Here is a 25,004-nt window from a genome sequence, read left to right as displayed (position 1 = left end):
AAAAATAGGAGAAATAAGACAAAAATGTTTTTTAAGTGGGCGAAACCTTTTTGCGCGGTTTTGCTGGCAATCATGGTAACCTTAAGCGGGTGCGGTGCGAAGGAGAGCGCCGCGGTGAATACGGATGACAGTCGAGGATCGCTGAAAATTGCGACTTCGTTTTATCCGATCTATCTATTCACTTTAAACATCACGAAGGGTATCTCGAATGTGACCGTCGTCAATATGACCAAACCGACAACCGGCTGTCTCCACGATTATGCACTGACGACCGAAGATCTGAAAAGCCTGGAAGATGCCAAGGTTCTGGTGATCAACGGCGCGGGAATGGAATCATTCCTCGCTAAGGTTACAGGGCAGATGCCGGATTTGAAGATCATCGACGCCAGTGAAGGGATTACCCTGATTCAGGATGAAACAGGGAGAAATCCGCATGTGTGGCTGAGTATATCTAAAGCGATCAGACAGGTTCAAAACATTGGCGATCAGCTGGCAGTCCTTGATCCCCAAAATGCTGAAAAATATCAGGAAAATACTGCAGAATATATTGCAAAGCTCGAACAGGAAAAAAATAAAATGCACCAGGCCCTGGATGGGGTAAAGAACCGGGATATCGTGACTTTTCATGAGGCATTCCCGTACTTTGCCGAAGAATTCCATTTGAATGTGGCAGCTGTGATTGAGCGGGAGCCCGGATCAGAACCCAGCCCAATAGAACTGGCTGAAACGATCGAGAGAATCAAAGTATTAAAAGTTAAGGCTTTGTTCGCCGAACCTCAGTATTCTGCGGATACGGCAGAGACAATTGCGAATGAAACAGGTGCCCGGGTCTATTACCTTGACCCAATCGTCACAGGCCCTTTGGAAATGGATGCTTACATTGATCTGATGGATAAAAATCTGCAGACGCTGCAGGAGGCTCTCCGATGAAAAACAAATGCTGCAATCATGAATTATATGAAGAATGCGGATGCGGCTTATGCCGTACGAGGATCAACCACCTCGGGGTAACGCTGAATAACAAAGAAATACTGCGGGATATCAATCTGGAAATATACTGCGGCGATTTGACTGCGGTGATCGGACCGAACGGAGCTGGTAAGACAACCTTGTTTAAAGCTATCCTCGGTGAAATTCCACACACGGGAACGATTGAATTTCTTGACCCTAAAGATAACCAAAAGGGCCGTCCGCTCATCGGTTATGTCCCGCAGAAACTTGATTTTGACAACAGTTCGCCGGTCACTGTGCTGGACTTGTTTACTGCGACTTACAACCGTTTTCCCGTCTGGCTCGGTTCTTCTCAAAAAACAAAAAAACGCGTTCAAAAGAATTTAACGCTTGTGCAGGCTGAACATCTGCTTAACAGAAGACTGGGTGCGCTATCCGGAGGGGAGTTGCAAAGAGTATTGCTCGCGCTGGCACTTGACCCCGTCCCAAATCTCTTGTTTCTTGATGAACCGGTGTCGGGTATCGACCAGAAAGGGTTGGAACTGTTCTATGATATTGTCTCCAGGCTGCGTCAGGACTATGACTTGTCGATTATTCTTGTTTCGCATGATCTGAATCTTGTGGCCAAATATGCAGACCGCGTGATACTGCTGAATCATGCGACCATCGAATGCTGTGGAACCGCCGCTGAAGTCTTCGCCAACGAGAAAGTGATTGAAACATTTGGTATGGGGTGGGCCAAAGGAAACGCTGAATCCAAAAGAAAAGAGGAAGAACAAACCAATGATCGAACAATGGTATAGACTGCTGGATGCCTTGCTTCCTCTGGCCTGGCTGGAATATGATTTTATGAAGAACGCCCTGTTGGCTGTTCTTTTGGTGACGCCCATTCTAGGTATCCTCGGCACAATGATCGTGAATAACCGGATGGCATTTTTCTCAGATGCGTTGGGGCATTCGGCGTTGACAGGCGTTGCGGCGGGAGTTGTACTCGGGATCCAAAGCCCTTTTTGGGCTCTGTTGGTTTTTTCGGTGTTGTTTGCGGTTGCGGTGATTAGTGTTAAAAATGCCAATACGGCATCGACGGATACGATCATCGGCGTATTTTCCTCAACGGCAGTTGCATTGGGTATCGTGCTCCTGTCACGCAATGGCGGCTTTAGCAAGTACTCCGGGTATTTGATCGGGGATCTGTTAAGCATAACCCCTTCAGAGCTGGGAATTTTAGCCCTGATTTTTGTGCTGGTGCTGGTGTTTTGGGCAGGCTGGTTCAACAAGCTGCTGTTGGTAAGTGTCAATCAATCCCTGGCCAAAAGCCGGGGAATTCATGTCCGCTTTTATGAATTTGTATTTGCCATCGTGGTCGCCGTTGTGGTAACGTTCGCGATTCGTTGGGTAGGCATTCTGATTATCAGTTCCCTGCTTGTTCTGCCAGCTGCTGCTTCCAGGAATATTGCGGCAAATACGAGGCAGTATCATGTCCTTGCCGTGATCATCGCCTTGATTTCCGGTCTGGCAGGACTTATCCTGTCGTACTTTTGGGGAACCGCAACAGGCGCTACCATTGTTCTGGTACTTGCCCTATTCTTTGCCGGGACATTTGTCTGGAAAGTTTCAACAAGATAGGATCTACGATGACCATTCTAGTAGAACGCTTTGGAAATAAGTAAACCTATCCAGCATTCAAATAATGATCCAATTATGGCATGCAGACGAACTTAAACAGGCTGATAATCAGTCTGGGGTCCACAGTTCCGCTGCGAGCGGAGCATGGATGCGAAGCGCGGCTTTTTGTGCCACGGAGGGCACAATAGCCGAAAAGCGGTATTGTGGCCCCTAGACTAGCCCTAATAAATACGTGAAAATAATTTGAGAACGTTGTACCAGTGAATTATAATGTATAATAGGTATACTAATTTTAGAACTACCGATTGAAACAATAGTGACGATAGAATGAGCTTACCACGTTATTTAAGAAAGGACTGACCAATCATGTGCAGAGAAAAAACACCCTGGGAAAAATGTGTTGAATTTCATGGACACGAATGCATGGGACTTGCAATTGGCTTCAGACAGGCGTTTATCGGACTCGATGCGCTCGACGTAACGAGAGCCGCAGATGAAGAACTGTTTGCGGTCGTCGAAAATGATGCCTGCGGCGTTGATGCGATTCAGGTACTTACCGGTTGTACGCTTGGAAAAGGCAATCTGATTTATAAGGATGCCGGCAAACAGGCGGTCACGCTGGCCAGCCGCAAATCCGGCAAAGCAGTTAGAATCTTAAGAAAACTCGGCAACAAGCCCGATAATGAACAATATACTGAACTGAAGGCGAAAATATCAGCCGGTTCAGCCAGTGATCAGGAAAAGACAGTCTGGGGGACGCTGCAGAAGGAAAGAATTGAAAAATTCCTGGCCGCACCCGCGGATGAATTATTTACGGTTACCGAAGTAGCTATGCCCCGGATTGAACCGGCCAGAATTTTTCAGACAGTCGTATGCTCCCAATGCGGGGAGCCATTTGCGGAAGTCAAAGCACATCTTGTCGAAGGAAAAATTATCTGTTCCGACTGCAACGAGACTTACACCAGGGGATGGCGTTAACCGGGACGGCTCTGATTATAAACAGTCCTCATACTTGAAAAAGTGCTTTTAGTGTTGTCCCTTTATTTATTTGTGAAGTAATTTTCAATTGTCCGCCAACAATTTCAATACGTTCCTTCATGACAGCCAAACCCGAATGAGCACCGGAAATAAGCCAAGTTTCCAGTTCATTTACATCAAATCCTTTACCATTATCGCTGATTATGATTTCTAAAATATTCTTTATGAGAATAATATCAACTTTAAATACATGGGACTCTGAATACCGCAGGGCGTTAATGATTCCTTTTTCGATAAAACGAAAGGCTACAGTTTCAATTTGCTTATCAAAACGATTAGGATTGTCTATTCCAAAAGTATTGAGAATGATCAAAGCTAATTCCTCACGCATGAAATCCTGAATCCACAATTCAATAGTTGGTAATAGCCCTGACTTATCTAACAATGACGGGTTGCGCTTGTCAATTTTTGCTAAAATCTCAAACTTAATATCTCGGTCGATTTCCCCAATTTTCAGCATGGTTTGCTGCTTTATACTTTCCGGTAAATTCTTTCTTTGCAAGTAGTCCAGCCAACTGTATTGATCGAGAACATAGTGGTACGGACCGGTTAATAATTTAGGAATCAGACGATCTTGATTATTCATATTAGTAAAAAGTGAATAGACAAAATTTGGGGGAATAGTATTTTCTATTTCTGTTTCGCTTATTGTTTTGCTATCGCTTATACGTTCATTTAAAACTATTAATTCTTTATTAAGGCCATTGATCACAATTAATATCAGTAATTGATAAACCAGTTGACCGGCAAGAAGCGTGAGAAGGGATAATTCTGACTGTATGAACTTAATTCTTGAAAAACGGTGGCCGAAAAAAACGCCGCATGCTGAATTATAGGACGAAAAAGGAACAAAAACTTCAGCGGGAAAGTCATCCGGAAGTACTTTTGTCTCCATATCAAGTTTGTTATGGTTATTAAAATATTCTTCCAATATTTCACGTTCATCAAGATTTTCTTGGAAACGGCCAACAGCTTTATTGAGATTATTAAACTGGACATTATCAGTAATAAGGAAAATCCCGTCAATTTCAAGATTTTGGACCATTTCTATGAGTATTTGATCATCGGCAATAAGCGAGGTCAGGTTCTCGTTTAATTCCTCGATCCTTCGTTTGAAGCTCTTTTTTTCCTGAAGAAAACCGAATTTTTTAAACAGTTTACTTAAAATAACTTGGAGATAATGGTAACAAGCAATCAAGATATAAATTGAGAAAAACAATTCTATATATACTTCAAATGTAATAGAAGGCACAATTTTTAATAAGTAAAGGGCTAATAACAAGATAAAGCTAAGACACACTGACGAGAGAATTTGAGAAATGAACCCTTCGTAGATTCGGCGGTAATCCGGCAGATATTTATTAACAACTACATAGTAGAGAGAGAAGGGTACAACTGCAATAAATAACTCAGGAAAAAATGAATTCATAAACGTATAAACCCATTGTTTAGAATTACAAAGAGTAGGAAGCGCAATAAAAAGGAAAAAGGGCAAGAAGCCAATTAGTAACCCTAAGAGGATAATATTTGCTTCATTTTTCGCTGCTTGATCTTTTGACAATTTTAATATTATCAGATTAACCACAGCAAATGAGATACTAATAATCATCGTAAATAATGCTAGTTTAACTAACAAATTTGAGAGGCTGAAAAAGCCTATGGAATGTATAATTAGTAATATAAAAAATACTGCGGCAAGAGCGGTTACGATTTGGCAGCTTACTTTATTGATTTTATTTTCTTTATCTAACGGGAAAATCGAGAAGAAATAAATTAAAGCCACTGCGGTTAGCAAAAAAGTTATGTACTCCAATTCTTTACCTAGAAACAAACCACGGCTGGAAGCTTGAGCCAGAAGTATTGCTAAACCAAGGAAATAATTTAACCAAAATAAAGCGCGGGCCTGTACTAAAGATGGACGTTTCAACCAGGCTATAAATCCCAGGAACCAGAAAATGAACCCAAGTAAGAAATATGGAAGTATAGCTAACATCCTTTGTAAAGCAGGTGGATTTTCTATAGTAATAGTCTGTTCTGTTGTATTTTCTTGAGCAGAAAAACTAATACTGTTAGCTCCTTCGGCCCGCCCCCATTTTCTTAAGATATGATAATTTCCTGCATCCTCCGAATTGATTTTAAAGATCTGATCACCGAACCGGATACCCGATTTATACCCTTCTCCATTTTGATTGGCAGTAACTACATACCAGTGACCGTCAGAGTTATTAATATCTAAACCAATAAAAGGGCGCTGTGAACAGGAAAAGAAGTAGACTATCCCTATAAAAATAAATATTGCACTGGCTAAATAATAAACTTTTTTTTTATAAATCTTTCCAAATAAAATATTCATATTCACGAAACACTTCCCTTATTATGTATACTACCAGGCATTTCTTTACGGTCGTGCCTGGCAGTATAGTCTATGTTTATATGAAAGACAATTTGATTTAAGCTGAAAGTGATAAGTTTAAATTTTACATCCAACTCTCCATTGGAGATGCAGTGATAAGAGCAGCGCCTCCGGAAACGCTGTGACCGGATAAAACTTTTTGTACAGCAGTGAACTCATTTGACTTAACCGTGTTACCTTGTTTGCTGTTTTGTGCCAACAACATCTTGGGATTTTTAACACATTCATGAACCAAATTAGCAATACTGTCGTAGTTCATCGAGAAAACCCCCTTTTTAAACACAAGTCATCTGCGGTGTTCTTTGTTAAGATATTTTGCCATGGGAAACTTTCAGCTTAACCAATTTTATGTAAAATTCGCCACAAAATGTATATTTCCTCCTAAAACATGTTATATATTTGAAGAAATGGATGAATTACGAAATGCCGTTATTTTCTGGCTCCCTAAATAAAAAAGCAAGTTTGGCGGGCTTATTTTCAATGTCCTTATTTACCAGTAAAGCTGATGCAGAAAAAGAAAGGTATACAATAACTTTTGTTTGACAGCCGAAGAATTTGTACGGTATAATGAACAAAACTCAGAAGTACCTTTTGGGAGAATGAAGATGCTTAACGGTAAGAGAATGCTAGAACAAATCAATAGCTTTACGTTTAGAAGCTTTAGCCAGTGCTATTATTACTTTTATTTTAGCACCGGTTATTTTTGGTTGTTCTACAATCGAATACTTTCTCTCTTCACTAATGAGCGTCCGGAAAAATGCCTTGCGGCCTGATCCCGGTTGAGAGGAACCCGAATACGAATTGCGATACCGTTAAAGAAGGCTCATTAGAAATAATGAGCCTTCTGTTTTTATATTCAAGCTTGAGTAGTATCATATAAGTAAGTAGGACAGTTTAAGGAGGTAGGAAAAATGATTATTGTAATGAGGCCGAAGACGCCGCCAGAGGAGATCGCAAAGATGAAACAAAAGATATTGGACCTGGGATGTGAGGTTCATGAGTCTTTAGGCGTGAACTACCATATTCTTGGATTGATCGGGAATACCAGCAGTATTGACCCGGACACGCTGCATGCAAATGATTATGTTGAAAAAGTCATTCATGTTCAGGAGCCTTTTAAAAAGGTTAACCGTTTATTCCACCCGGAAGATACGGTTATCAGTGTCGGGGACAGAAAAATCGGCGGCGACACCTTTGCTGTGATTGCCGGACCATGTTCGGTAGAAAGTGAAACGCAAATTGTCGGCATTGCCGAAGCGGTCAAAAAATCCGGGGCTGCTTTTTTAAGAGGCGGCGCTTTTAAGCCACGTTCCTCACCGTACAGCTTTCAGGGTTTAAGAGAAGATGGCTTGGAACTTTTGAAAATAGCCAGGGCAAAGACAGGATTGCCAATCGTCTCGGAATTAATGTCGACTGAATATCTGGAGAGATTCGTTGAAGATGTGGATGTTATTCAGATCGGTGCCCGCAATATGCAGAACTTTGAACTCTTAAAAGAAATCGGAAAAATTCAGAAACCGGTAATTCTGAAAAGAGGGTTATCGTCGACAATTGAGGAATTACTACTCGCTGCGGAGTATATTCTGGCGCATGGCAACGAGAATGTCATTTTCTGTGAAAGAGGCATCCGGACTTTCGAAAATTACACCCGGAATACGCTTGACCTGACTGCTGTGCCGGTGATCAAGAAACTGAGCCACCTTCCGGTCATTGTTGATCCAAGCCACGCGGCAGGGCTCTGGTGGCTGGTTGAGCCGATGGCCAAAGCAGCGATGGTCGTAGGTGCTGACGGTGTCATGATCGAAGTGCACAACGACCCGGCCAATGCCAAATGCGACGGGCAGCAGTCTATTAAACCGGAGAAATTTCAGGCTTTAATGGACTCGTTGAGACAGCTGGCGGTTATACAGAATAAGATTATTTAATTAATGAGATGATCCCTGGAGGTGGATTTCTTGGAGGAACCGGACTTTGGTAGCATGGAAATTACGGTGGTAGGTCTGGGACTTATTGGCGGATCATTCGCCATGGCTTTGAATAAACTAAAACCAAAGAGAATCTGGGCAGTCGATGTTAACAGCAGCGTACTGGAACAGGCAGAAAAAATGGGTGTGATCAGCAAAGGATTCACGGAGGCAAGCATTCCGCTGCAAAGCTCGGATATTGTTGTGATCTGCATCTATCCGGAGCTTGCCGTTCAGTTTGTAAAAGACAACCTGGCCTATTTTAAACACGGTGCCCTGATTACGGATACAGCAGGACTCAAAGAACAAGTCGTTCAGGAGATTAGTTCAGTCTTAAGGGAAGATTTGAGCTTCGTCGGAGGACATCCGCTGGCTGGCAAAGAATCCAGCGGATTTGCCTACGCTTCTGAAGAGATTTTCCGGGGGGCCAACTATCTGATTACCCCAATCGACGGCACGAAGAATGAAAGCTTGAGACTGGTGGAAAGGTTGATTCTTGGCCTCGGCTGCAGACAGCCAATCCGGATGGAACCGCATAAACATGACGAAATAATTGCGCTGACAAGCCAGCTTCCGCATGTCATTGCGGCCGCCCTGATGAACAGTTCCGGCTCCGGGGATACCGGCAACTTTGTCGGAGGCAGCTTCCGCGATGCAACACGGGTCGCGAGAATGAATGCCGAGCTCTGGAGTGAACTTTTACTCGAGAATAAAGACAATATTTTAGAACAGATTGACGTGTTCATCGAAAACGTCCGGATGATCCGAACGGCGGTCGCAGAAAACGACCGGGATTCGCTGAAAGAAATGCTTGAGAATGCCGGCCGGGGCAGAGAAAAGTTTTAAGGAGAGATTTTCTTGACGTGCTTACGCTTGCAACCTTCAACCTTAACAGGGGAGATCAGGATACCTCCTTCCAAAAGCATCAGTCATCGGGCAGTCATCTGTGCCGCACTGGCTGAAGGAATCAGCAGCATTGACAATCTTGTCTTCTCCGAAGATATTTCTGCAACCTTGGACGGGCTGGTGTCTCTGGGTACAACCGTCGGAGAAGTCTCGGCGAACCCTGGTGAACCAGGCGCGCTTTGGCTGGAAGGGAACCCGAAGCTTCAAATCGCGCAGGAAACAATCAACTGCCGGGAATCCGGATCTACGCTGAGATTTCTGATACCGCTGGCCACACTGACAGGAGGCCCGGTGACCTTTACCGGTGCCGGCAAGCTGGTGGAGCGCCCGCTGGACGCATATTATGAGCTGTTTCAACTGCACGGAATCGAATATCAGACCCGGGACGGATATTTGCCCTTGACGATCAAAGGGAGATTTTCACCGGGTGAGTATAAACTGAAAGGCAATGTCAGTTCTCAATTTATTACAGGACTTATGTTTTTGCTGCCGCTCTTGAACGGAGATTCGAGAATTGTCATTACAACGGAACTGGAATCCCGCGGTTACGTTGACCTGACCATCGATGCGCTGGAAAAGTCGGGAATAACCGTACAAAACAACGCATACCGGGAATTTTTTATTCCAGGAAAGCAGCGGTATAAGGCAATTAATTGCCGCATTGAAGGAGACTACTCACAGGCTGCGTTCTGGCTGGTGGCAGGGACACTGGGGTCCGGTCTGAAATGTCTGGATATCAACGCTCAATCCTTGCAGGGGGATAGGATGATCCTCGATATTATGTTGGCGATGGGTGCCCGAATTGTTTGGACGGATGATAGTTTGGGAGTCCTGAGCGCCCAGACTGTGGGAACAGTGATCGATGCCGGGCAGTGTCCGGATCTGGTCCCTGTACTTGCAGTCCTTGCTTCTTTAAGCAAAGGAACAACCAGAATCATTAATGCCGGAAGACTCCGGATCAAAGAATCGGACAGACTCAAAGCAACGGCATCAGAGCTGAACAAACTTGGGGCCAGGATTCAGGAGCTGCAGGAAGGGCTCCTCATCGAAGGGGTAGAAACCCTGCATGGCGGAACAGTCGACAGTTGGAACGATCACCGGATCGCGATGGCCATGGCTGTGGCCTCCATCAGGTGTACAGAACCTGTGTTTCTAACCGGAGCTGAAGCCGTCAAAAAATCATATCCGCATTTCTGGCAGGATTTTTGCAAATTGGGAGGTAGAGCTGATGAGTGGAACATGGGGTGAATACCTTAAACTATCGCTGTTTGGGGAATCACACGGAAAATGCATCGGGATCATACTCGATGGTCTGCCGGCGGGATTAAAGCTTGATTTGCCCTTCATCAGCCGGGAACTGGCCAGAAGGGCACCGGGGAAGAACGCACTTTCAACCCCGCGAAAGGAAAAAGATGAATTTGAAATCCTGAGTGGTTTCTTTAAAGGAACTACGACTGGAGCCCCGCTCTGCTGTGTGATCTGGAATAAGGATCAGCACTCCGGGGATTATTGCGAATTGAAAGACACGGTGCGGCCCGGCCATGCGGACTATACCGCGATGGTAAAACACAGAGGCTTCAACGACTACCGGGGCGGAGGGCATTTTTCAGGCAGACTTACTGCACCGCTGGTATTGGCTGGCGCGATTGCCAAGCAAGTCCTGGAGAAGAAGGGTATTATGATCGGCAGCCATATTTTAAATATTGGCGGTATTGGGGAGGATCATTTTGATAGCCTCCGAATTGATTCAGGGTTGCTTTGGAAACTGACAGAGCAGGAATTCCCGGTTCTATCGGAAGAAGCAGGTATCCGGATGAAACAGGAGATTCTCCAGGCCAAAGCTAAAGAGGACTCTGTCGGCGGGGTGATTGAAACTGCCGTAGTCGGTTTGCCCGCCGGTTTGGGGTCACCATTCTTTGACTCAGCTGAAAGTAAAATTGCCCATCTGCTGTTTGCTGTTCCGGCGGTGAAGGGAGTCGAATTCGGTACTGGGTTTGCAATTACGCAGATGAAAGGATCCGAAGCCAATGATCCGTATGCTCTCGCAGATGATAAAGTAGTGACGCTTTCCAATCACAATGGCGGAATTCTTGGAGGGATCACGAATGGAATGCCTTTGCTATTCCGGGCTGCCGTGAAACCGACACCTTCGATTGGCAAAGTGCAGCAGACGGTGAATATGGCCTCCAGGGAAGAGACGCAAATTACGGTTCAGGGGAGACACGACCCTTGCATCGTCCCCCGGGCGGTTCCTGTGGTAGAAAGCGCCGCTGCACTGGCCTTATTGGACTTGATGATAGAAAAGGATGGGGTAACGTGGATGAACTAAAAAATCGAAGACTGCAGGACCTCAGGTCTAAGATAGATGAAATCGATACCGAGCTGCTTCGCCTTTTTGAAGCAAGAATGGAGACCGTCATTGAGGTAGCCGAATATAAGATTTTGAACAGCATCAATATTTTGGATGAATCCAGGGAGAATAAAGTCCTGCAAAAAATTGAGCAGGTCAAAAACAAGGATCTGGCTAAGACGGCAGAAGAATTCCTCAAAGCCGTCATGAGTATTAGCAAAGGTGTTCAGGCCGAACGCTTTTTCAGGCCAGAAACAGGTTCCTGGCAGGTCATTCCGGAAATTGAAGAGGAGTCGAAAATCGAAGAACTGGGAAAATGTGTTTCCGGAAATGTGATCGGGTTTCAAGGAATTCCGGGTTCCTATAGTGAACAGGCGCTTAAGGAATATTTCGGGGAAGGCAAGAATACCAAGAATTATGTGAACTTTGAAGATGTGTTTCAGGCGTTGGCTGCAGAAGAGATTGATTATGGGGTTCTTCCGCTGGAAAATTCGTTCACCGGCGGTATCGCCGACGTCTACGACCTGCTTTGCCGGTTCGGCTTTTATATCGTTGGTGAAAAATGTATCCAGATCGATCATAACCTGTTGGCGGTTAAAGGAACAAAACTCGAAGATATCAGGGAAGTATGCTCCCATACCCAGGGTTTTCAGCAGTCCAGTATTTTTTTAAGAAAACATCCCGAATGGAGCCAGGCGACCTGCAGCAATACCGCGGTAAGTGCCAAGAAAGTCGCCGATGCAGGTTCGAAAGCCCTGGCATCCATTGCGAGCAGGCGAGCGGCGGAGCTCTATGGCCTGGACATTCTGGCCGAAAAGATCAACAATAATCCGGCGAACTTCACCCGGTTTATCATTATCGGCAGAAAACCTGAGCTTAGAAGTGCGTGTAACAAGATCAGTCTCGTTGTCGCCATTTCCCATGAACCCGGTTCATTGTACAGGGTTCTCAGTCATTTTGCCCGCAATGGGCTGAATATGATGAAGATTGAATCTCGTCCGATGACGGATAAGACCTGGGAATATCTCTTCTATATTGATTTCGAGGGTAATCTGAATAATCGTGTGGTCAAGAAAGCCGTTGAGGGGATCGAGAAAGAAAGCGCTTACTTCCAGATGCTCGGAAACTATCCGTCGGATAAACAAGACAGGTAAAAATAATAAAATAAATAATAAAACTGAATATCAAGTTGTTTCAGGGATCCATTAATTCTTAATTACCCCAGACTAACCCGATAAGTCGATCACCGGAGTAAACTCGATATTCAGTTAATAAAGCAGAGAAATGAGATCGGAGGCGAAACGATGATTGTTGGCCATGTAAACGAATTGGCAGGGATTCCTATGCAGGGAGCAGGAATACAGGGCGCCACCAAAAAAGTGCTGGTATCTCCCAAAGAAGGCTGGGAGGGCTGGACGATGCGGCTCTTTACGCTTGAACCGGGTGGCTTTACACCCAGACATACGCATGATTGGCCCCATATTAATTATATTGTTTCAGGCGAAGGAACACTGCATTTAGACGGTCAGGATTACGTACTGAAGGAAGGCGCGTATGCCTATGTTCCCGGAGGTGCGCTCCATCAATTTCAGAATGACTCCGGGAAAGAATTTTCATTCCTATGCATTGTACCCGAAGAAGGAGATAAGTAACCTTTATCTTTGCCTTGGATACTATCAATTGAGAATGTCAAGACCGCTTCATTTTTCAATTTGTTTGAATAAAGATTTAGAGGCTACCAGAATAAGTGGCAGCCTCTTTCAATACGTTCTTTTGGTATGTTTTTTTGTTCAAATAATTGTTACCTTACCCGGACGCCGGGTTCGATGCCCCACGGTCCTCGAAGCCGAACAGTTTGGCAGGAATTGATTCCACCAAAGGTAAACCCTGCTGATATTAGAAAAAGCTGAGATGTCCCGCTTCTCTTAGGCGCTTCTACCTGTGTAGTAACTCATAACGTTTTGAACAAAATTTCTTGTTTCGGCAGGCATTTTCACAAGATCCTCCGGTCCCTGGACGCCTCTGGCCCGGATTGTTCCTGATCCAGCATTATAGGCAGCCAGAGCCATCTCCGTAGATCCGTAACGGTCGATCAGCTGCTGTAAATAACGCGTTCCACCGTCAACATTCTGTTCAATATTAAAGGGGTCGGTTACGCCCAGCCCTGAGGCGGTTGCCGGCATCAGCTGCATGAGTCCGATTGCGCCTGCTGAAGAGATCGCGTTCGGGTTAAAGGATGATTCCTGACGAATGACGGCTGAGATCAAAGATTTTTCCACACCGTATTTTTCCGAAGCTTTCGTAATTGCAGCTTTAATTGAAGCATCAATCGAAGACGCTTCGAAAGAGCTGTCTGTATTATTCGTGTTGTTCAGGTTATTCATGTTGTAAGCACTGTAAGCACTGTTGTATATCTGCCCGGATGAGGGCATGTTATTTGTTCCTAGGAAGTCCCCGGTTCTGGTCAGGCTTTCGATTCCGTCTCCTGTGTTGAGCAGTGAATTCTGCAGATTGATAAGGTTATAGAGATAGAGCATCTGCATCTGGTCAGACGTGTTGGAAGGATCCGTTTGATCCATCTGACTTGACAGATCCGATGTGACATTGCTGTCTTGCTGCATGGTCTCCAACAGCATTTTATAAACCATCTGAAAAGCTTCGGAGTTTTCAGAAGTGCCTTCCAGGGCCTGGACCATATTTTGAAGCTGCAGCTGCAGCAGTTCATTTTGAGCATCAATTTTCATACGATCACCCCGGTAAGCTTGTTTTTAGAAAGATGGAAACGTACTGTTTGTCTTAACTATTATTATGCGATGAACAGACGCTGAAAGCAAGCATGGGATTGTCTTTATTTACCTGCACAATTTCCCGCGGACTTGTTTTATAATAGATGAGTACTTATACAATACAACTGCAGCAGGTGGGATAATAAAGGTGAAACCTCTTTTTGAAAGATCGACAACCCTATTTGAGAAAGTTTTCTTAACTTTGGTTATATTGAGTTTGATAGCATTCTTAGTTGGCTGCAATGTGGATCTGGACATCCTTGTCTATGCGGGATTCGGCGCGTATGTCATCCTTGGCCTCTTTGCTTTTATGCAGCCGAAAAAAATGATGGAAGTACTGAAAAAAGAAAATGAAGATTTTTTAGTGAGAAATCAAAAAAGAATCCCGCTAATTAAAACAGGATTCAGATTTGGTGGATTCACACTGGCCATCCTTGGGATAGCGCTCGGCTACATTTTCACTGTTTATTATTAGTCTTAGTCTTGCCTGTGGGCCTTGTAGGGATTTCCTTACAATTTTGTACGAAATTAAGATTTGAACCCGGTTTCAAACGCTCTGATCAGGGCGTAAGCTGTATCAGCGCGGGTCATAGGCTGAAGCGGATAAAATTTGTTGTTGTCCGCTTTCAGAATGCCGAGACCCGTGGCGAGTGAAGCGTATCCGCGCTCTTCAACCGGGACATCATCGAAGGAAGTCTGGAACATTGGGTTCAGCGCGGCAATCTTTTCGAGCCCGAGGAAGCGGACGATGATTTCGCTGCACAGTTCTTTGGTAACGATTTGGGACGGGGCCAGGTTATCCTGAATCCATCCTTCTTCTTTAGCTTTTTTTATGACATCGGTATCGGAAAGATTGTTCTCCGAGCCGTTTTTTATTGTGTAAAGAGCCCGCAGGAAGGCACTGGCAGTGACATTTTCGGTCGGATGGAACTGGCTTCCGTATTCACCGAATAATCCAGCCATCCCCAGCACGGTGATTTCTTTTTCCGCAGTGTTTTCGGCAATATCTGTGAAGATATGAGTCTGAGGCTGATCTTTTAAGGAATTTCCCTGGAAATCCAAAAATGATCCGGTTCTGGCATCTATCAGGCCGGAGGTTTGACTGCTTTCTGAGGAGGGCTGATAGACAAGCCGGACTTCCTTGGCTTCTCCTTGGTCGTACAACAGAACATAGGTCAATTGCATAGGTCTAGCCTGGAAGAGTATTTCCTGGACTTTGGCTGGAGACATTGCTTCCGACAATTGCGGGAAATCGAGATTCCACCAATTCAGATAATAAGAAGTGATTTTCTTCGTCTGCAAATCAACAGTAATGCTGATGTTATTGGAAGGGAACAGAATGCCGTTGACGATCCGTTCATAGTTGAACGTGATGCTGGTGAATTCTGCTGATTTGACGGAATCAGCTGTGTTGTCCGTATTGAATTTAACCTGCTGAGATTTGGCCGGCTGGATTTTTCTGATAAAATCCAGCGCAATGGTCTGGGCCTGTTCGCTTGTAATCGCATTCAGGCTTCCGTCGGTGTTTGCGGAAGAGGAGTAAACAGAGAAAGAGATTAATTCGCCGCTGGCTGCATTGACCCTGGCATTAATCGTCTGGGCTCCGGACCCGCTTGGGGTTCCCCATTCAAAGGACCATACCTTTCCGCCGCGTAGACTGTAGTCCTGGTAAAGATTGATGCTTTTCAACGTAACGTTCGAAGGGATTTCCACCCACTGCTTGACGGCCTCAATCGCTTTTTCCCTGGTTAAAAGCTTCGCATTTTCGGCGATTTCCTTTTGTTCCTGCGGCGTTAAAGGAACGGATTTGGCTGCGCTTTCAGCCGAGCCAAGTCCACCCAGCGCCCGGTCATTTGTAAACAGCCATTGACCGGAGTTCAGGACCAAGGGTTTTCCGGTGAATGCATCGATTGTTCCACCGTTTTTCAGGGTATAAACCAGCTGGACTTTCTCACTATTTTGTGCTGTGGTCAATGGCTTATAAGCCGGTGCCAGAAAGTATTGCAGTTCCAGAAGTTTAGCGGTATTAAAGTATTCAGTTGCTTTCCCGGCATTGATGATATTATTCACTTCAGGGATCTTAAGATCATTCCAGATGATGTTATAAGCAGTGACCTTGCCGCTCGAAGCACTCACCTGTACACTGACCAGATTGCCCTGGAACGGGATGCCGTTTTCAAACCGCTGCCAATTGTAGCTGTAAACGGTCTCGCCATAGAGATTGATCGGAACAATCGCCTTATTCTCGAGGAATTTCAATTTGGCATATTTCGGCCCGGTTAATTTTTGGACAGTAGTTTCCGCAATTTGCCTGGCCTGTTCCGAGGTTATCCGCGGAAGTGTATAGGCCTGATCGCCCTGGACGGACTGCCAGGAATATATGGACAAAATTTCTCCGCTGACAGCGTCGACCTGTGCTGAAAAATTACCGCCGGAGCTGCCGGAAGTGTTCCAGTCCAGCGACCAAACCTGACGGGACTGATAATTGCTGAAGCTTGAAGTGAACTCGGTCAGCTCTTTGGAAATTTCAAAATTTTGTTTGACAATCTGCAGGGCTTGTTCCAGGGAGATTTTTGTTTCCGCCGAACCTGTCTGAGGCGTTACGGTATCAGCGCCCAAAAGCGGTACCGGCAGCTGGAAGATCAAAACAAAAACCAGAGGAAGTATAAACCAGCGATGACGTTTCATTTTTCCAACCATCCTTTCACAACATTTTGATCTGTATGCGTTTTCTTGCTAAAATAGACTGTAATAAGGCAGTGATTATGACGCAGCCGAAAGAAAATATTTCCTGTTTTTCCGCAAACTGATTAATCAAAAATTTTAGAGATCACCAATGCCAAGAAACCAATGCCAAGAAAGTGGAAACTAGAAAGGAATCGGATTCAAGGCGGTTGAAATGCTGGAGGCTAAAAAGAAAAGTAAATAACAGATAGCTAATGATTAGCTGTCAAATATGAAAAATTGAGAATAGGAGTAAGAAATGGAACCATATTTGATCTCGACAAAAGAAATCCAGGTAAGTTATGCCGATACCGATATGATGGGCGTAATCTACCACGCCAATTATCTGAAATGGTTTGAACTCGGAAGATGCCAGCTGGTCGAAGATGCCGGATATCATTATCTGGATATGGAAGAAGCCGGGTATTATGCTCCGGTCTATCAAGTCGAAGTAACCTATAAAAAAGCGGTACACTACGGTGAGCGTGTGTTCGTGAAAACCTGGGTCGAAGAAAATCAAGGTTTATGGACGGTATACGGCTACAAGGTTGTTAATGACAGCGGTGAAGTCTGCGCCGAAGGACACACGAAACATATTCTGGTCCGGAAAGACAATTTTAAGCCTGTCCAATTCAAAAAAGCATTTCCTGAATGGTTTCGCCGCTACGAAGAAATCAAGAAAAAATAGACACAAAACATATTGCTTATTTTTTGTTTGGTATTGTCAATTTTGTTCCATTGCGTCGTAACGGAGGTTACCGATTTTTCCATGATCATTGCGCTATAGTAGAGATATCGAAATGACGAAGATCAAGGAAAAGGTGATAAATATGATCAGAAAGATTATAGAAATCGATCAGAAAAAATGCAACGGCTGCGGGTTGTGTGTAAACGCCTGTCATGAAGGTGCGCTGCAGCTGATTAATGGCAAAGCCATTTTGGTCAGTGATGCATATTGTGACGGGCTTGGTGACTGCCTGCCGGGATGTCCGACAGGTGCAATTCAGATTATCGAAAGAGAAGCCACAGGCTATAACGAAGAGCTGGTCAAAGCCAAGCTCGCCCAGAAAAAAGAAAAACCCGGCTGCTCTTGCCCGGGTACCATAGCCGCAATGATCAAAAAGACGCCTGCAGGGGAAAGACAGGATTCCGGAGATATCGGGGCTGAACGCCCGTCGGAACTCAGGCAATGGCCGATTCAACTGAATTTGATTAACCCGCAGGCTTCTTACCTGCAAAATGCCGATCTGCTGGTTGCGGCGGACTGTACCGCCTATGCCTATGCTTCTTTCCATGAGAAGTTCATGAAGGACAGAATCACGCTGATCGGCTGTCCAAAACTCGATGACAATGATTATTACACGGAAAAGATCGCGGAGATCATCAGAATCAATCATCCGCAGAGTATCAAGGTGGTCCGAATGGATGTACCATGTTGTTCCGGGATTGTACGGGCTGTAAAAACAGCCATGGTCCAGGCTGGCATTTCGGTGCCGTACAGTGAAGGCATCATCGATTATCGGGGAACGCTATCCTGTTAAATCGAGCTAACGGCAACGAATAAGAAGATAACGCTTATTCGTTTCTGACAAGTGATTGAAGTGCTAGGGCGTAGATCTCTGTGCACTTGATCAGATGTTCAATCTCCATATATTCATCAGGCTGATGCTCAACTTTAGGCATCCCGGGAAAAGTCGGACCAAAGGCAACTGCGCGTTTGAAAGCTTTGGAAAAAGTGGTTCCGCCCATTCCCAGAGGTTTTGCTTCAGTGTCTCCAGTAAAATCCTGATAGACCCGTATGAGTGTACGGATATTGGGATCATCTTCCGGGAAACTCAAAGATTCCAGTGAATCGATAATTGTAAGGTTTCCTTGGAAAACGCTAAAGGCTCTCTCAATTTTAGGTTTGATTATGTCAAGCCGCTCCTTGGCCGGGAAACGAATATCCACCTTCAGGATAATGTTCTTCTCGTCAATCAGGATATACCCGGGGTTAACAGTAAGTTTACCAGTCAGTTGATCTTCAAGACTGAGGCCCAGGGATTCACCATAATATTCCATTGCCATGCTTTGGGCATAGGCTTGGATGAACTCCTTTTGCCCGCCTTCAAGCTCCAGCAGACTTAAAAACATAATGAGCTGGGAAATGGCATTTCGTCCTTCATTGCAGATAAAGGCATGGGCGGATTTTCCCTTGGATATAAGTTTGCAAACAGAAGCATTTTTTTCAAGAGAGATATCATATCCTGTTTGTTCTTGGAATAGCTTGAGTTCCTCTTTGGTCTGTGTTTTTTGGTCATCATTCAATCTAAGTGTAGCTTCGCAGTAATCAGGAACAATATTGAGGGACTGTCCTCCCCCCTGCATGGTTTCAATCGTAATCCCACTATGGCCGGAGGATTCCTGACTTAATGTTTTCTTGATTTCCAGCCAGACCAGGCCCTTCTCGGCAATAACAACTGGGAATTCCGAATCGGGAACAAAAGAAAAATCAGGTTCTTTAATTTTTTTCAATAATTTAGGCGTTGTATGCCAGATACCCTCTTCATCAATCCCAATAATAATCTGAACCTTACATTCAGAGCTAATTCCTGATCCGGAATCCTTTAAGGCTTTTAAAGCATAGAGGGCTGAGAGCGCCGGCCCTTTGTCATCGATTGCGCCCCGGCCATAAATTTTTCCTTCTTGAATCAGACCTCCGAAAGGGGGAACTTTCCAGCCGCTTCCTTCAGGGACAGTATCAAGATGAACAATCATCCCGTAGGTTTTTTCCCCTTCTCCATATTCGATTACTCCACCCAGATTTTCTACGTTATGTGCCGAGAATCCCATGCTATGAGCCAGGGCAAGGTAATATTCCAAGGCTCTTTGGGTACCATCCCGATCGCTAGAGACGCTTTTAATCCGAATGCAGTCTTGCACAGACTGAATCAAATCTTCTTTGAAAGAATCTATGGCATCTTTTAACCCCTTCATAAAACCTCCGTATGCTTGCATTATTGCCTGTGGATATTACTAGTATTGTTATTGGAACTTTGAAATATGATTTTTATTCTGAGCTTTCGGTTCTGATGGAAAATGTTCCAAGAGAATACTATTTTGGCCAAGCTATATGTCAATAAACAAAAATTATTGCGCCGTACGAAGGGATACGTCGCAATAATTTTTATTATGCAGTTAAACTATACTTTCTAGCTTGGTATATTAATTTTATGAAGCTCTGGCCATTCCAGCCACCATTTGTATTTATCAACAATTTCAGTCCCGTAGCCGAACATATCATCAATGGCTTTCAGCATTGTTGAAGCAGTTTCTCCTTTACTGCCTATCCACAGGCCTGCTTCATGGAACCAGGAGTTTTCTTTGGAATTCCATGGACAGACTTTAATACACCTTCCACAGTTGACGCCTTCCTCATTACCGCAACGGAATGTGGCGCATTTTTTGTAGTCGCTGTTCCACCGCAGGTAGCCGTTCATTTCCACTGGATCTTTATCTAGGCTGATGGCTTTAGAAGGACATTCAACAGCACATTTCATGCAAACCCTGCAAAAATCCAACATTCCAAAATCAATGGGTTTATCGGCAACCAAAGGCAAATCGGTGGTAACCGCAGCACATTTGTTGCGGAATCCCATTCTGGGATGTGCAACACAGTCTCCGGTACGGGTATGTTCACCCAGTCCGGAAGCTATAAGTGCCGGAGGAACGGTAAGACCATAATTGCCAAAATGATGGGCTCTCGCATTATAGCCTAGATTCCGAATATATCGCGCCATAATGACGGCAATATTAGCTGTTGCATGATAACAACGCATTGACTGGCATACAGATATTCCGTCATACCCAGTCGATGCCAAATAGGTTTCCAAATGCTGTTCAACCGCGACAGTAATGACATAGGGGTATTCCGGTTCTGTATTAGGTACTTCTGCGATCGGCGTTTGTGGCGGAAGGATACCGGCAGCTAATAAAGTTATGGGAGGCATACACTTCGTGCCGTAATAACCGTATGAAGGCATTTGGCCTATACCAACATCATCTGCTCTGAGATAATAAGCGAGGTCTTTGATATGCTGGGACATTTGTTCGGGATCGGGAATAGGAAGTTTATCTTTTCTCGGCGTGCCCATGACAGTCTCATCTCCACTAATCATCCCAAGAGCCTGCATTATGCCACCCGTTAAAGGGCTTCTTTCGCCTTGGCTAAGGAGTCCGAATCTCGCCTTATCACCCAGTAGACCTCTGGTAGCAAGTCCAAAACCCGAATTAAATTCTCCCGATTTTTTGATCGGCCCAACAATTTTGCTTGTTCCCAACCACTGGTCGTTATTTTCTACAAAATGAACCGTGGCACCGCCATAATTGTTTACAGGGCGTAATTTCGACCATTGTCCTTTGGCAGGTGTATAGTTTAGGTCATGAATAGCTGCGTTTGCCACCTTGGACGGAGCTGCGATTGCCCCCATCACACCCATCGCGGCAGCGGCTGCCCCCGTTTTAAGAAAACCGCGGCGGCTCACTTGATATTGCGGCTTGGTTTCTTTTTCCCCATTTTTTGAAATCTCCGACATCAGTTCCCCTCCTTTTAAGCCTGAATTGACTCTTTTGCCTTGCTTTTTGCGCCGATGAAACCTAATATGCGGGCCAAAACAACGGCCAATATCACTGAGATTCCTCCGAACAGGAAAATCGCTGTGCTTGTTGCCTTGACATGTCCTACGCTGGCATTAATGTAAACAAATGAAATCCCCATGCATGTGATTAAAAACCAAATTACATATAATGCCCAAACCAGCGCGGTCTGCCAATTTTTCTCTTTTTTGGCACGCGGCTTGATAAAAAGAATACCGGCCAAAAAAAGAATCCCCGCTAAAAAAATTAAGAATGTACTCATCATTCTCACCTCCTTAAATTTTGCTGCCTGTTTTATAAGATTATTGTATTGGTCATTACATTATCGGTTATAAGTCCCGGATTACATTGCGTATTGGGTGGAACATTTTTTTATGAGAAAAAAATAAACCGCCTTTCGGCGGTATTTAATGATTCATCCAATCCTCAATCAAAGCTTTTAGTTGTGGTAAGTCATATATAATAATCTTATTCCTTGTTTTATTTAAAATGTTTTCTTTTTTTAGATATCTTAAGATTTTATTGACCGTTATAAAGTGAACCCCTGTTATTTCGGAAATTGCCCTTTGAGATATTTTCACATCGATTTCATAAACATTATCAACCAGTTTCCCTTGTGTATTGCAGAGTAAATAAAAGAATCGTAAAATCCTGACGGATGGCTTATAAAGAACCGCCTCACTAGCCTCATGCATGAAATAACAACGTTTGGATGAAAAACACGTAATATATTCTAAAAGCAATTCTTTGTTCTCATGAAGGATCATAAGAAATTGAAATTTTTCAAAAAAACAGACGCTGCTATCTTCCTCCGAAACAACATGAACATAAGAGCTTGTAAATATGCCAAGGGCTTCATCTATGAAAGTGTACGGATCCGCATGATACATAAATTTTTGCTTTCCATTCTCATGCATGAAGCTGATACCCAATTTTCCCGAAAGTACTAAGATGATACTATCAATGGTTTCTCCAAGGAAGACGATGGATTCCCCTTTGCGATAATGACGGATGATTCCCAAATGAAGGTAATCACGCAATTTCAACATCGGATAAAAATTTTGGGGCAAAATATAATGATCATTCATCATTTTTCCCATGTTTATCTCCTCCTGAAAGAGTCTTCCAATAAGATTTTAATAAGATAGCAACTATTTATTATTATCCTAGACTTATTTTGGATCGAGGGCAAGAAATATATTATAGTATTTACTAATTCCTCCTGTGTTTAGCTTAAATGCCTCCTGGCTGTAACCGGCAAAGTCTACCCTGTTCCCATCGTGTATGGGTCGCTAGAAGTTCTGAGGAGGTTCTGGTTTGGGCAAAAACTTTGCTTTGGAAAGGATAAATCTGATTTAGAAGATTGTTGGGACTGGAAAAATTATTTTCCAGTTCTTGTTTATTATTACTTGACTTCAACATTGTACTAGTGTACTATTTATATAGTGAACTAGTACAATGTTGAAGGGGTGACATAATGAATTTTGATAATACTGCGCCGATTTACATTCAGATTATGAATTTGATTAAGAAAGACATAATTCTAGGAAAAATGAATTTAGGCGAAAAACTGCTGTCATCAAGGGAGTATGCCCAAAACCTGAAGGTGAATCCCAATACCATGGTAAGGGTCTTCAATGAACTGGAACGGGAAGGAGTGACCTTTACCAAACGAGGAGTAGGAACTTTTATTACAGAATCGGAGGAGAAGGTGGAGATTATGAAGAAAGAAATGGCAGAGGATATCGTCAGAAACTTTATTGAAGGAATGATGGAATTGGGATTTAATTTTAACGACATGATCGAGCTGATAAAAAGCAGGTTGGATAAGGAGGCTGTTCAATGACATCTGTATTGATTGCTGAAAACGTCAGCAAAGGATTTTTCCGAAACAAGGCACTGCACGACCTGGATCTGAAGATTGAAGAGGGCAAAGTATACGGACTGCTTGGTCCTAACGGCAGTGGAAAAACTACATTTTTTAAGATTGCCGCAGGCCTTTTTAAGCCGACTTCCGGCAGAATGACGGTTATGGATTATCCCATCGGGGCAGAAACCAAAAAACTCACGGCTTTTATGCCAACGGATGATTTTCTGTTCGGCTGGATGAAAATTGACGGGATCCTCAGTTTTTACACAGACATGTATGAGGACTTTGATCGAAATAAAGCACTGGAATATTTAACGTTCATGGAATTACAGGAAAATATGAAAGTCAGCAGTTTGTCCACGGGCATGAAAGCCAGGCTCAAACTGGCCGTAACGATGGCCCGGAAGGCCAGGCTTTATCTTCTGGACGAACCGCTGAATGGGATTGACCCGATTTCCAGGGAAAAAATTGTAAAGATGATTATGGGTGCTTTCCGCGATGACTGTGCAGTGATTATTTCGAGCCATCTGGTCAGTGAATTGGAAACGATTCTGGATGAAGTAATTTTCCTGGATCGCGGAACGGTCGTCCTGGCTGGTGATGCGGAAAAATTCAGACTGGAGAAATCCTGCTCGATTGAGGCACTGTATAAGGAGGTTTACCATGGCTAATCTGATTAAATATGAATTTATCCGGAAATGGAGGGTGCTGGGCATTTTTACGGCCATTGTCCTGATCCTGAATGCATTTGTTTTGGTGAAGCTACAAATTGGTACGCATACGCCTGAAGAACAGATGATTATGCTGGGGGCATTTTTTTCGGGAATACTTGGCATCTTTTTTGTGCTGTATATTATTGATGTGATTATGATGTACAGCCGCGATCTTGATCATAAGACAGGATATATGTTTATGCTGACACCGAACAGTGGCTACAAAATCCTTGGGAGCAAGGTTATTACTGCAATATTGGAAGGATTGCTGTTTCTGCTGGTCTACTTGCTGCTGCTTGCGGTCAGTTTTGTGGGATTTTACGGGGAACCTCTCCGGGCTTTGGTCGGAAGTGATCTGTTTTCAATGATCGTCAATCAGGTTCATCTGGAAGGGGTTAATTTGATTTCCTATTTTACAGTGAGTCTGTTGATGTTGTTTGTATCGATTGTGGGCTTGTTTTTAATGATCTATGCCGCCATATCCATTCGCAAAAGTATTCTTGCTGAGAAAAGATTCGGCGGTTTGATCAGCTTTATCATCTTTATGCTGTTAGCCTGGGCTGACAGTGCCATAACAAATACGCTGACAACGGATATCTTTAGTGCCAATTCAATGATCAGTCCAGGGGTGCCAAGCTATACGTTTCTTTTGATTCAAATTTTGATTCAGGTGGTGCTGGGTGCCGTTTTCTTCTGTGTCTCCGCCTATTTGCTTGAGAATAAAATGGATATGTGATCTGAAGAAATATCTGAGTAACGAAAAAAGCTGCTACAGACAAAGATCCGATGTCTGCAGCAGCTTTTTTCTAGGTATAGGCATTTCTTTGGCAAGTGCCGATACTACTTCCGGAGGGGACGCAACAATTAAAGAACAATTCAGATCAGAAGAGTCTGAGGACATCAGTGTCTTATATTTCTTTATAAAATGATAAAAATCGTTATAAACCGCTTAAATACAATATAAATTATGGCATTTTAATGGTATAATTACACCAGTCAAAGTACCTTTAATCTTGATAACAAGGAGT

The 25,004-nt window shown here is 43.9% G+C and carries 24 protein-coding genes; 16 read left to right on the top strand and 8 right to left on the bottom strand.

Going from position 1 to position 25,004, the window contains the following annotated elements; all coding sequences use genetic code 11:
- Positions 1-24 precede the first annotated feature (24 nt).
- From AB3489_RS10285 to AB3489_RS10270, 4 genes are all read left to right on the top strand, one after another.
- On the top strand, positions 25-930 hold the full coding sequence (locus tag AB3489_RS10285) for a metal ABC transporter substrate-binding protein (RefSeq protein ID WP_368292789.1): 906 nt from the start codon (positions 25-27) through the stop codon (positions 928-930).
- Complete coding sequence (locus AB3489_RS10280; RefSeq protein WP_368292788.1) at positions 927-1,754, top strand: metal ABC transporter ATP-binding protein; 828 nt, start codon at positions 927-929, stop codon at positions 1,752-1,754. The genes AB3489_RS10285 and AB3489_RS10280 overlap by 4 nt, the downstream gene beginning before the upstream one ends.
- Complete coding sequence (locus tag AB3489_RS10275; protein ID WP_019225500.1) at positions 1,735-2,577, top strand: metal ABC transporter permease; 843 nt, start codon at positions 1,735-1,737, stop codon at positions 2,575-2,577. The genes AB3489_RS10280 and AB3489_RS10275 overlap by 20 nt, the downstream gene beginning before the upstream one ends.
- A 366-nt stretch (positions 2,578-2,943) precedes the next feature.
- Positions 2,944-3,555 carry an FmdE family protein gene (locus AB3489_RS10270; protein WP_368292787.1) on the top strand — a complete coding sequence of 204 codons (612 nt, stop codon included), beginning with the start codon at positions 2,944-2,946 and terminating at the stop codon, positions 3,553-3,555.
- Positions 3,556-3,583: 28 nt separating this feature from the next.
- Here the strand turns inward: AB3489_RS10270 and AB3489_RS10265 are convergent, their stop codons facing one another.
- Both AB3489_RS10265 and AB3489_RS10260 read right to left on the bottom strand, forming a co-directional pair.
- Complete coding sequence (locus AB3489_RS10265; RefSeq protein WP_368294623.1) at positions 3,584-5,968, bottom strand: sensor histidine kinase; 2,385 nt, start codon at positions 5,966-5,968, stop codon at positions 3,584-3,586.
- A gap of 124 nt (positions 5,969-6,092) precedes the next feature.
- Positions 6,093-6,287: a hypothetical protein gene (locus tag AB3489_RS10260; RefSeq protein WP_368292786.1), complete on the bottom strand. Its 195-nt coding sequence runs from the start codon at positions 6,285-6,287 to the stop codon at positions 6,093-6,095.
- A gap of 652 nt (positions 6,288-6,939) precedes the next feature.
- On the opposite strand from AB3489_RS10260, the gene aroF reads away from it, so the two are divergent.
- From aroF to AB3489_RS10230, 6 genes are all read left to right on the top strand, one after another.
- Positions 6,940-7,953 carry a 3-deoxy-7-phosphoheptulonate synthase gene (aroF, locus tag AB3489_RS10255; protein ID WP_368292785.1) on the top strand — a complete coding sequence of 338 codons (1,014 nt, stop codon included), beginning with the start codon at positions 6,940-6,942 and terminating at the stop codon, positions 7,951-7,953.
- Between the two features lie 21 nt (positions 7,954-7,974).
- Complete coding sequence (locus tag AB3489_RS10250; RefSeq protein ID WP_368292784.1) at positions 7,975-8,838, top strand: prephenate dehydrogenase; 864 nt, start codon at positions 7,975-7,977, stop codon at positions 8,836-8,838.
- Between the two features lie 12 nt (positions 8,839-8,850).
- Positions 8,851-10,146 carry a 3-phosphoshikimate 1-carboxyvinyltransferase gene (gene aroA / locus AB3489_RS10245; protein ID WP_368292783.1) on the top strand — a complete coding sequence of 432 codons (1,296 nt, stop codon included), beginning with the start codon at positions 8,851-8,853 and terminating at the stop codon, positions 10,144-10,146.
- Positions 10,127-11,227 (top strand): chorismate synthase, encoded by a 1,101-nt coding sequence (gene aroC / locus AB3489_RS10240; RefSeq protein ID WP_368292782.1) that lies wholly within the window; start codon positions 10,127-10,129, stop codon positions 11,225-11,227. The genes aroA and aroC overlap by 20 nt, the downstream gene beginning before the upstream one ends.
- Positions 11,215-12,402 (top strand): prephenate dehydratase, encoded by a 1,188-nt coding sequence (gene pheA / locus AB3489_RS10235; RefSeq protein ID WP_368292780.1) that lies wholly within the window; start codon positions 11,215-11,217, stop codon positions 12,400-12,402. Before aroC ends, pheA begins: the two co-directional genes overlap by 13 nt.
- A 150-nt stretch (positions 12,403-12,552) precedes the next feature.
- Positions 12,553-12,900 carry a cupin domain-containing protein gene (locus AB3489_RS10230; protein WP_368292779.1) on the top strand — a complete coding sequence of 116 codons (348 nt, stop codon included), beginning with the start codon at positions 12,553-12,555 and terminating at the stop codon, positions 12,898-12,900.
- A 273-nt stretch (positions 12,901-13,173) separates the two neighbouring features.
- Here the strand turns inward: AB3489_RS10230 and AB3489_RS10225 are convergent, their stop codons facing one another.
- A complete protein-coding gene (locus AB3489_RS10225) occupies positions 13,174-13,992 on the bottom strand; it encodes a lytic transglycosylase domain-containing protein (RefSeq protein ID WP_368292778.1) in 819 nt (272 codons plus the stop codon).
- 244 nt (positions 13,993-14,236) lie between these two features.
- Here AB3489_RS10225 and AB3489_RS10220 point away from each other — a divergent pair, with 244 nt between their 5' ends.
- Entirely contained in the window at positions 14,237-14,509 is a 273-nt protein-coding gene (locus tag AB3489_RS10220; RefSeq protein ID WP_368292777.1) for a hypothetical protein, read from the top strand.
- A gap of 53 nt (positions 14,510-14,562) precedes the next feature.
- Here the strand turns inward: AB3489_RS10220 and AB3489_RS10215 are convergent, their stop codons facing one another.
- Positions 14,563-16,722, bottom strand: coding sequence for a PepSY domain-containing protein (locus AB3489_RS10215; RefSeq protein ID WP_368292776.1), 2,160 nt, complete (start codon positions 16,720-16,722; stop codon positions 14,563-14,565).
- A gap of 295 nt (positions 16,723-17,017) precedes the next feature.
- Between AB3489_RS10215 and AB3489_RS10210 the strand changes: the two genes are divergently transcribed.
- The gene (locus AB3489_RS10210) at positions 17,018-17,446 is read left to right on the top strand and encodes an acyl-CoA thioesterase (protein ID WP_368292775.1); all 429 of its coding nucleotides are present in this window, start codon (positions 17,018-17,020) and stop codon (positions 17,444-17,446) included.
- Between the two features lie 142 nt (positions 17,447-17,588).
- The gene (locus AB3489_RS10205) at positions 17,589-18,299 is read left to right on the top strand and encodes an ATP-binding protein (protein ID WP_368292774.1); all 711 of its coding nucleotides are present in this window, start codon (positions 17,589-17,591) and stop codon (positions 18,297-18,299) included.
- 34 nt (positions 18,300-18,333) lie between these two features.
- Here the strand turns inward: AB3489_RS10205 and AB3489_RS10200 are convergent, their stop codons facing one another.
- The 4 genes from AB3489_RS10200 to AB3489_RS10185 form a co-directional block, all read right to left on the bottom strand.
- Positions 18,334-19,734 carry a Sapep family Mn(2+)-dependent dipeptidase gene (locus AB3489_RS10200; RefSeq protein WP_368292773.1) on the bottom strand — a complete coding sequence of 467 codons (1,401 nt, stop codon included), beginning with the start codon at positions 19,732-19,734 and terminating at the stop codon, positions 18,334-18,336.
- A gap of 215 nt (positions 19,735-19,949) precedes the next feature.
- On the bottom strand, positions 19,950-21,332 hold the full coding sequence (locus AB3489_RS10195; protein ID WP_368292772.1) for a reductive dehalogenase: 1,383 nt from the start codon (positions 21,330-21,332) through the stop codon (positions 19,950-19,952).
- A 14-nt stretch (positions 21,333-21,346) separates the two neighbouring features.
- The gene (locus AB3489_RS10190; protein WP_019226391.1) at positions 21,347-21,655 is read right to left on the bottom strand and encodes a hypothetical protein; all 309 of its coding nucleotides are present in this window, start codon (positions 21,653-21,655) and stop codon (positions 21,347-21,349) included.
- Between the two features lie 145 nt (positions 21,656-21,800).
- Positions 21,801-22,493: a Crp/Fnr family transcriptional regulator gene (locus AB3489_RS10185; RefSeq protein ID WP_368292771.1), complete on the bottom strand. Its 693-nt coding sequence runs from the start codon at positions 22,491-22,493 to the stop codon at positions 21,801-21,803.
- 377 nt (positions 22,494-22,870) lie between these two features.
- Between AB3489_RS10185 and AB3489_RS10180 the strand changes: the two genes are divergently transcribed.
- From AB3489_RS10180 to AB3489_RS10170, 3 genes are read left to right on the top strand one after another with little or no spacing between them, the layout of a single operon-like run.
- Positions 22,871-23,239: a GntR family transcriptional regulator gene (locus AB3489_RS10180; protein WP_015044245.1), complete on the top strand. Its 369-nt coding sequence runs from the start codon at positions 22,871-22,873 to the stop codon at positions 23,237-23,239.
- Entirely contained in the window at positions 23,236-23,934 is a 699-nt protein-coding gene (locus AB3489_RS10175) for an ABC transporter ATP-binding protein (RefSeq protein ID WP_368292770.1), read from the top strand. Before AB3489_RS10180 ends, AB3489_RS10175 begins: the two co-directional genes overlap by 4 nt.
- The gene (locus AB3489_RS10170; RefSeq protein WP_368292769.1) at positions 23,927-24,712 is read left to right on the top strand and encodes an ABC transporter ATP-binding protein; all 786 of its coding nucleotides are present in this window, start codon (positions 23,927-23,929) and stop codon (positions 24,710-24,712) included. The genes AB3489_RS10175 and AB3489_RS10170 overlap by 8 nt, the downstream gene beginning before the upstream one ends.
- The last annotated feature ends 292 nt before the right edge of the window (positions 24,713-25,004 follow it).

This window comes from Dehalobacter sp. TBBPA1, assembly GCF_040931655.1.
Classification (GTDB): Bacteria; Bacillota; Desulfitobacteriia; order Desulfitobacteriales; family Syntrophobotulaceae; genus Dehalobacter; species Dehalobacter restrictus.
Note: the sequence above shows the minus strand (reverse complement) of the source record. Positions and strands in the feature narration are given on the sequence as shown.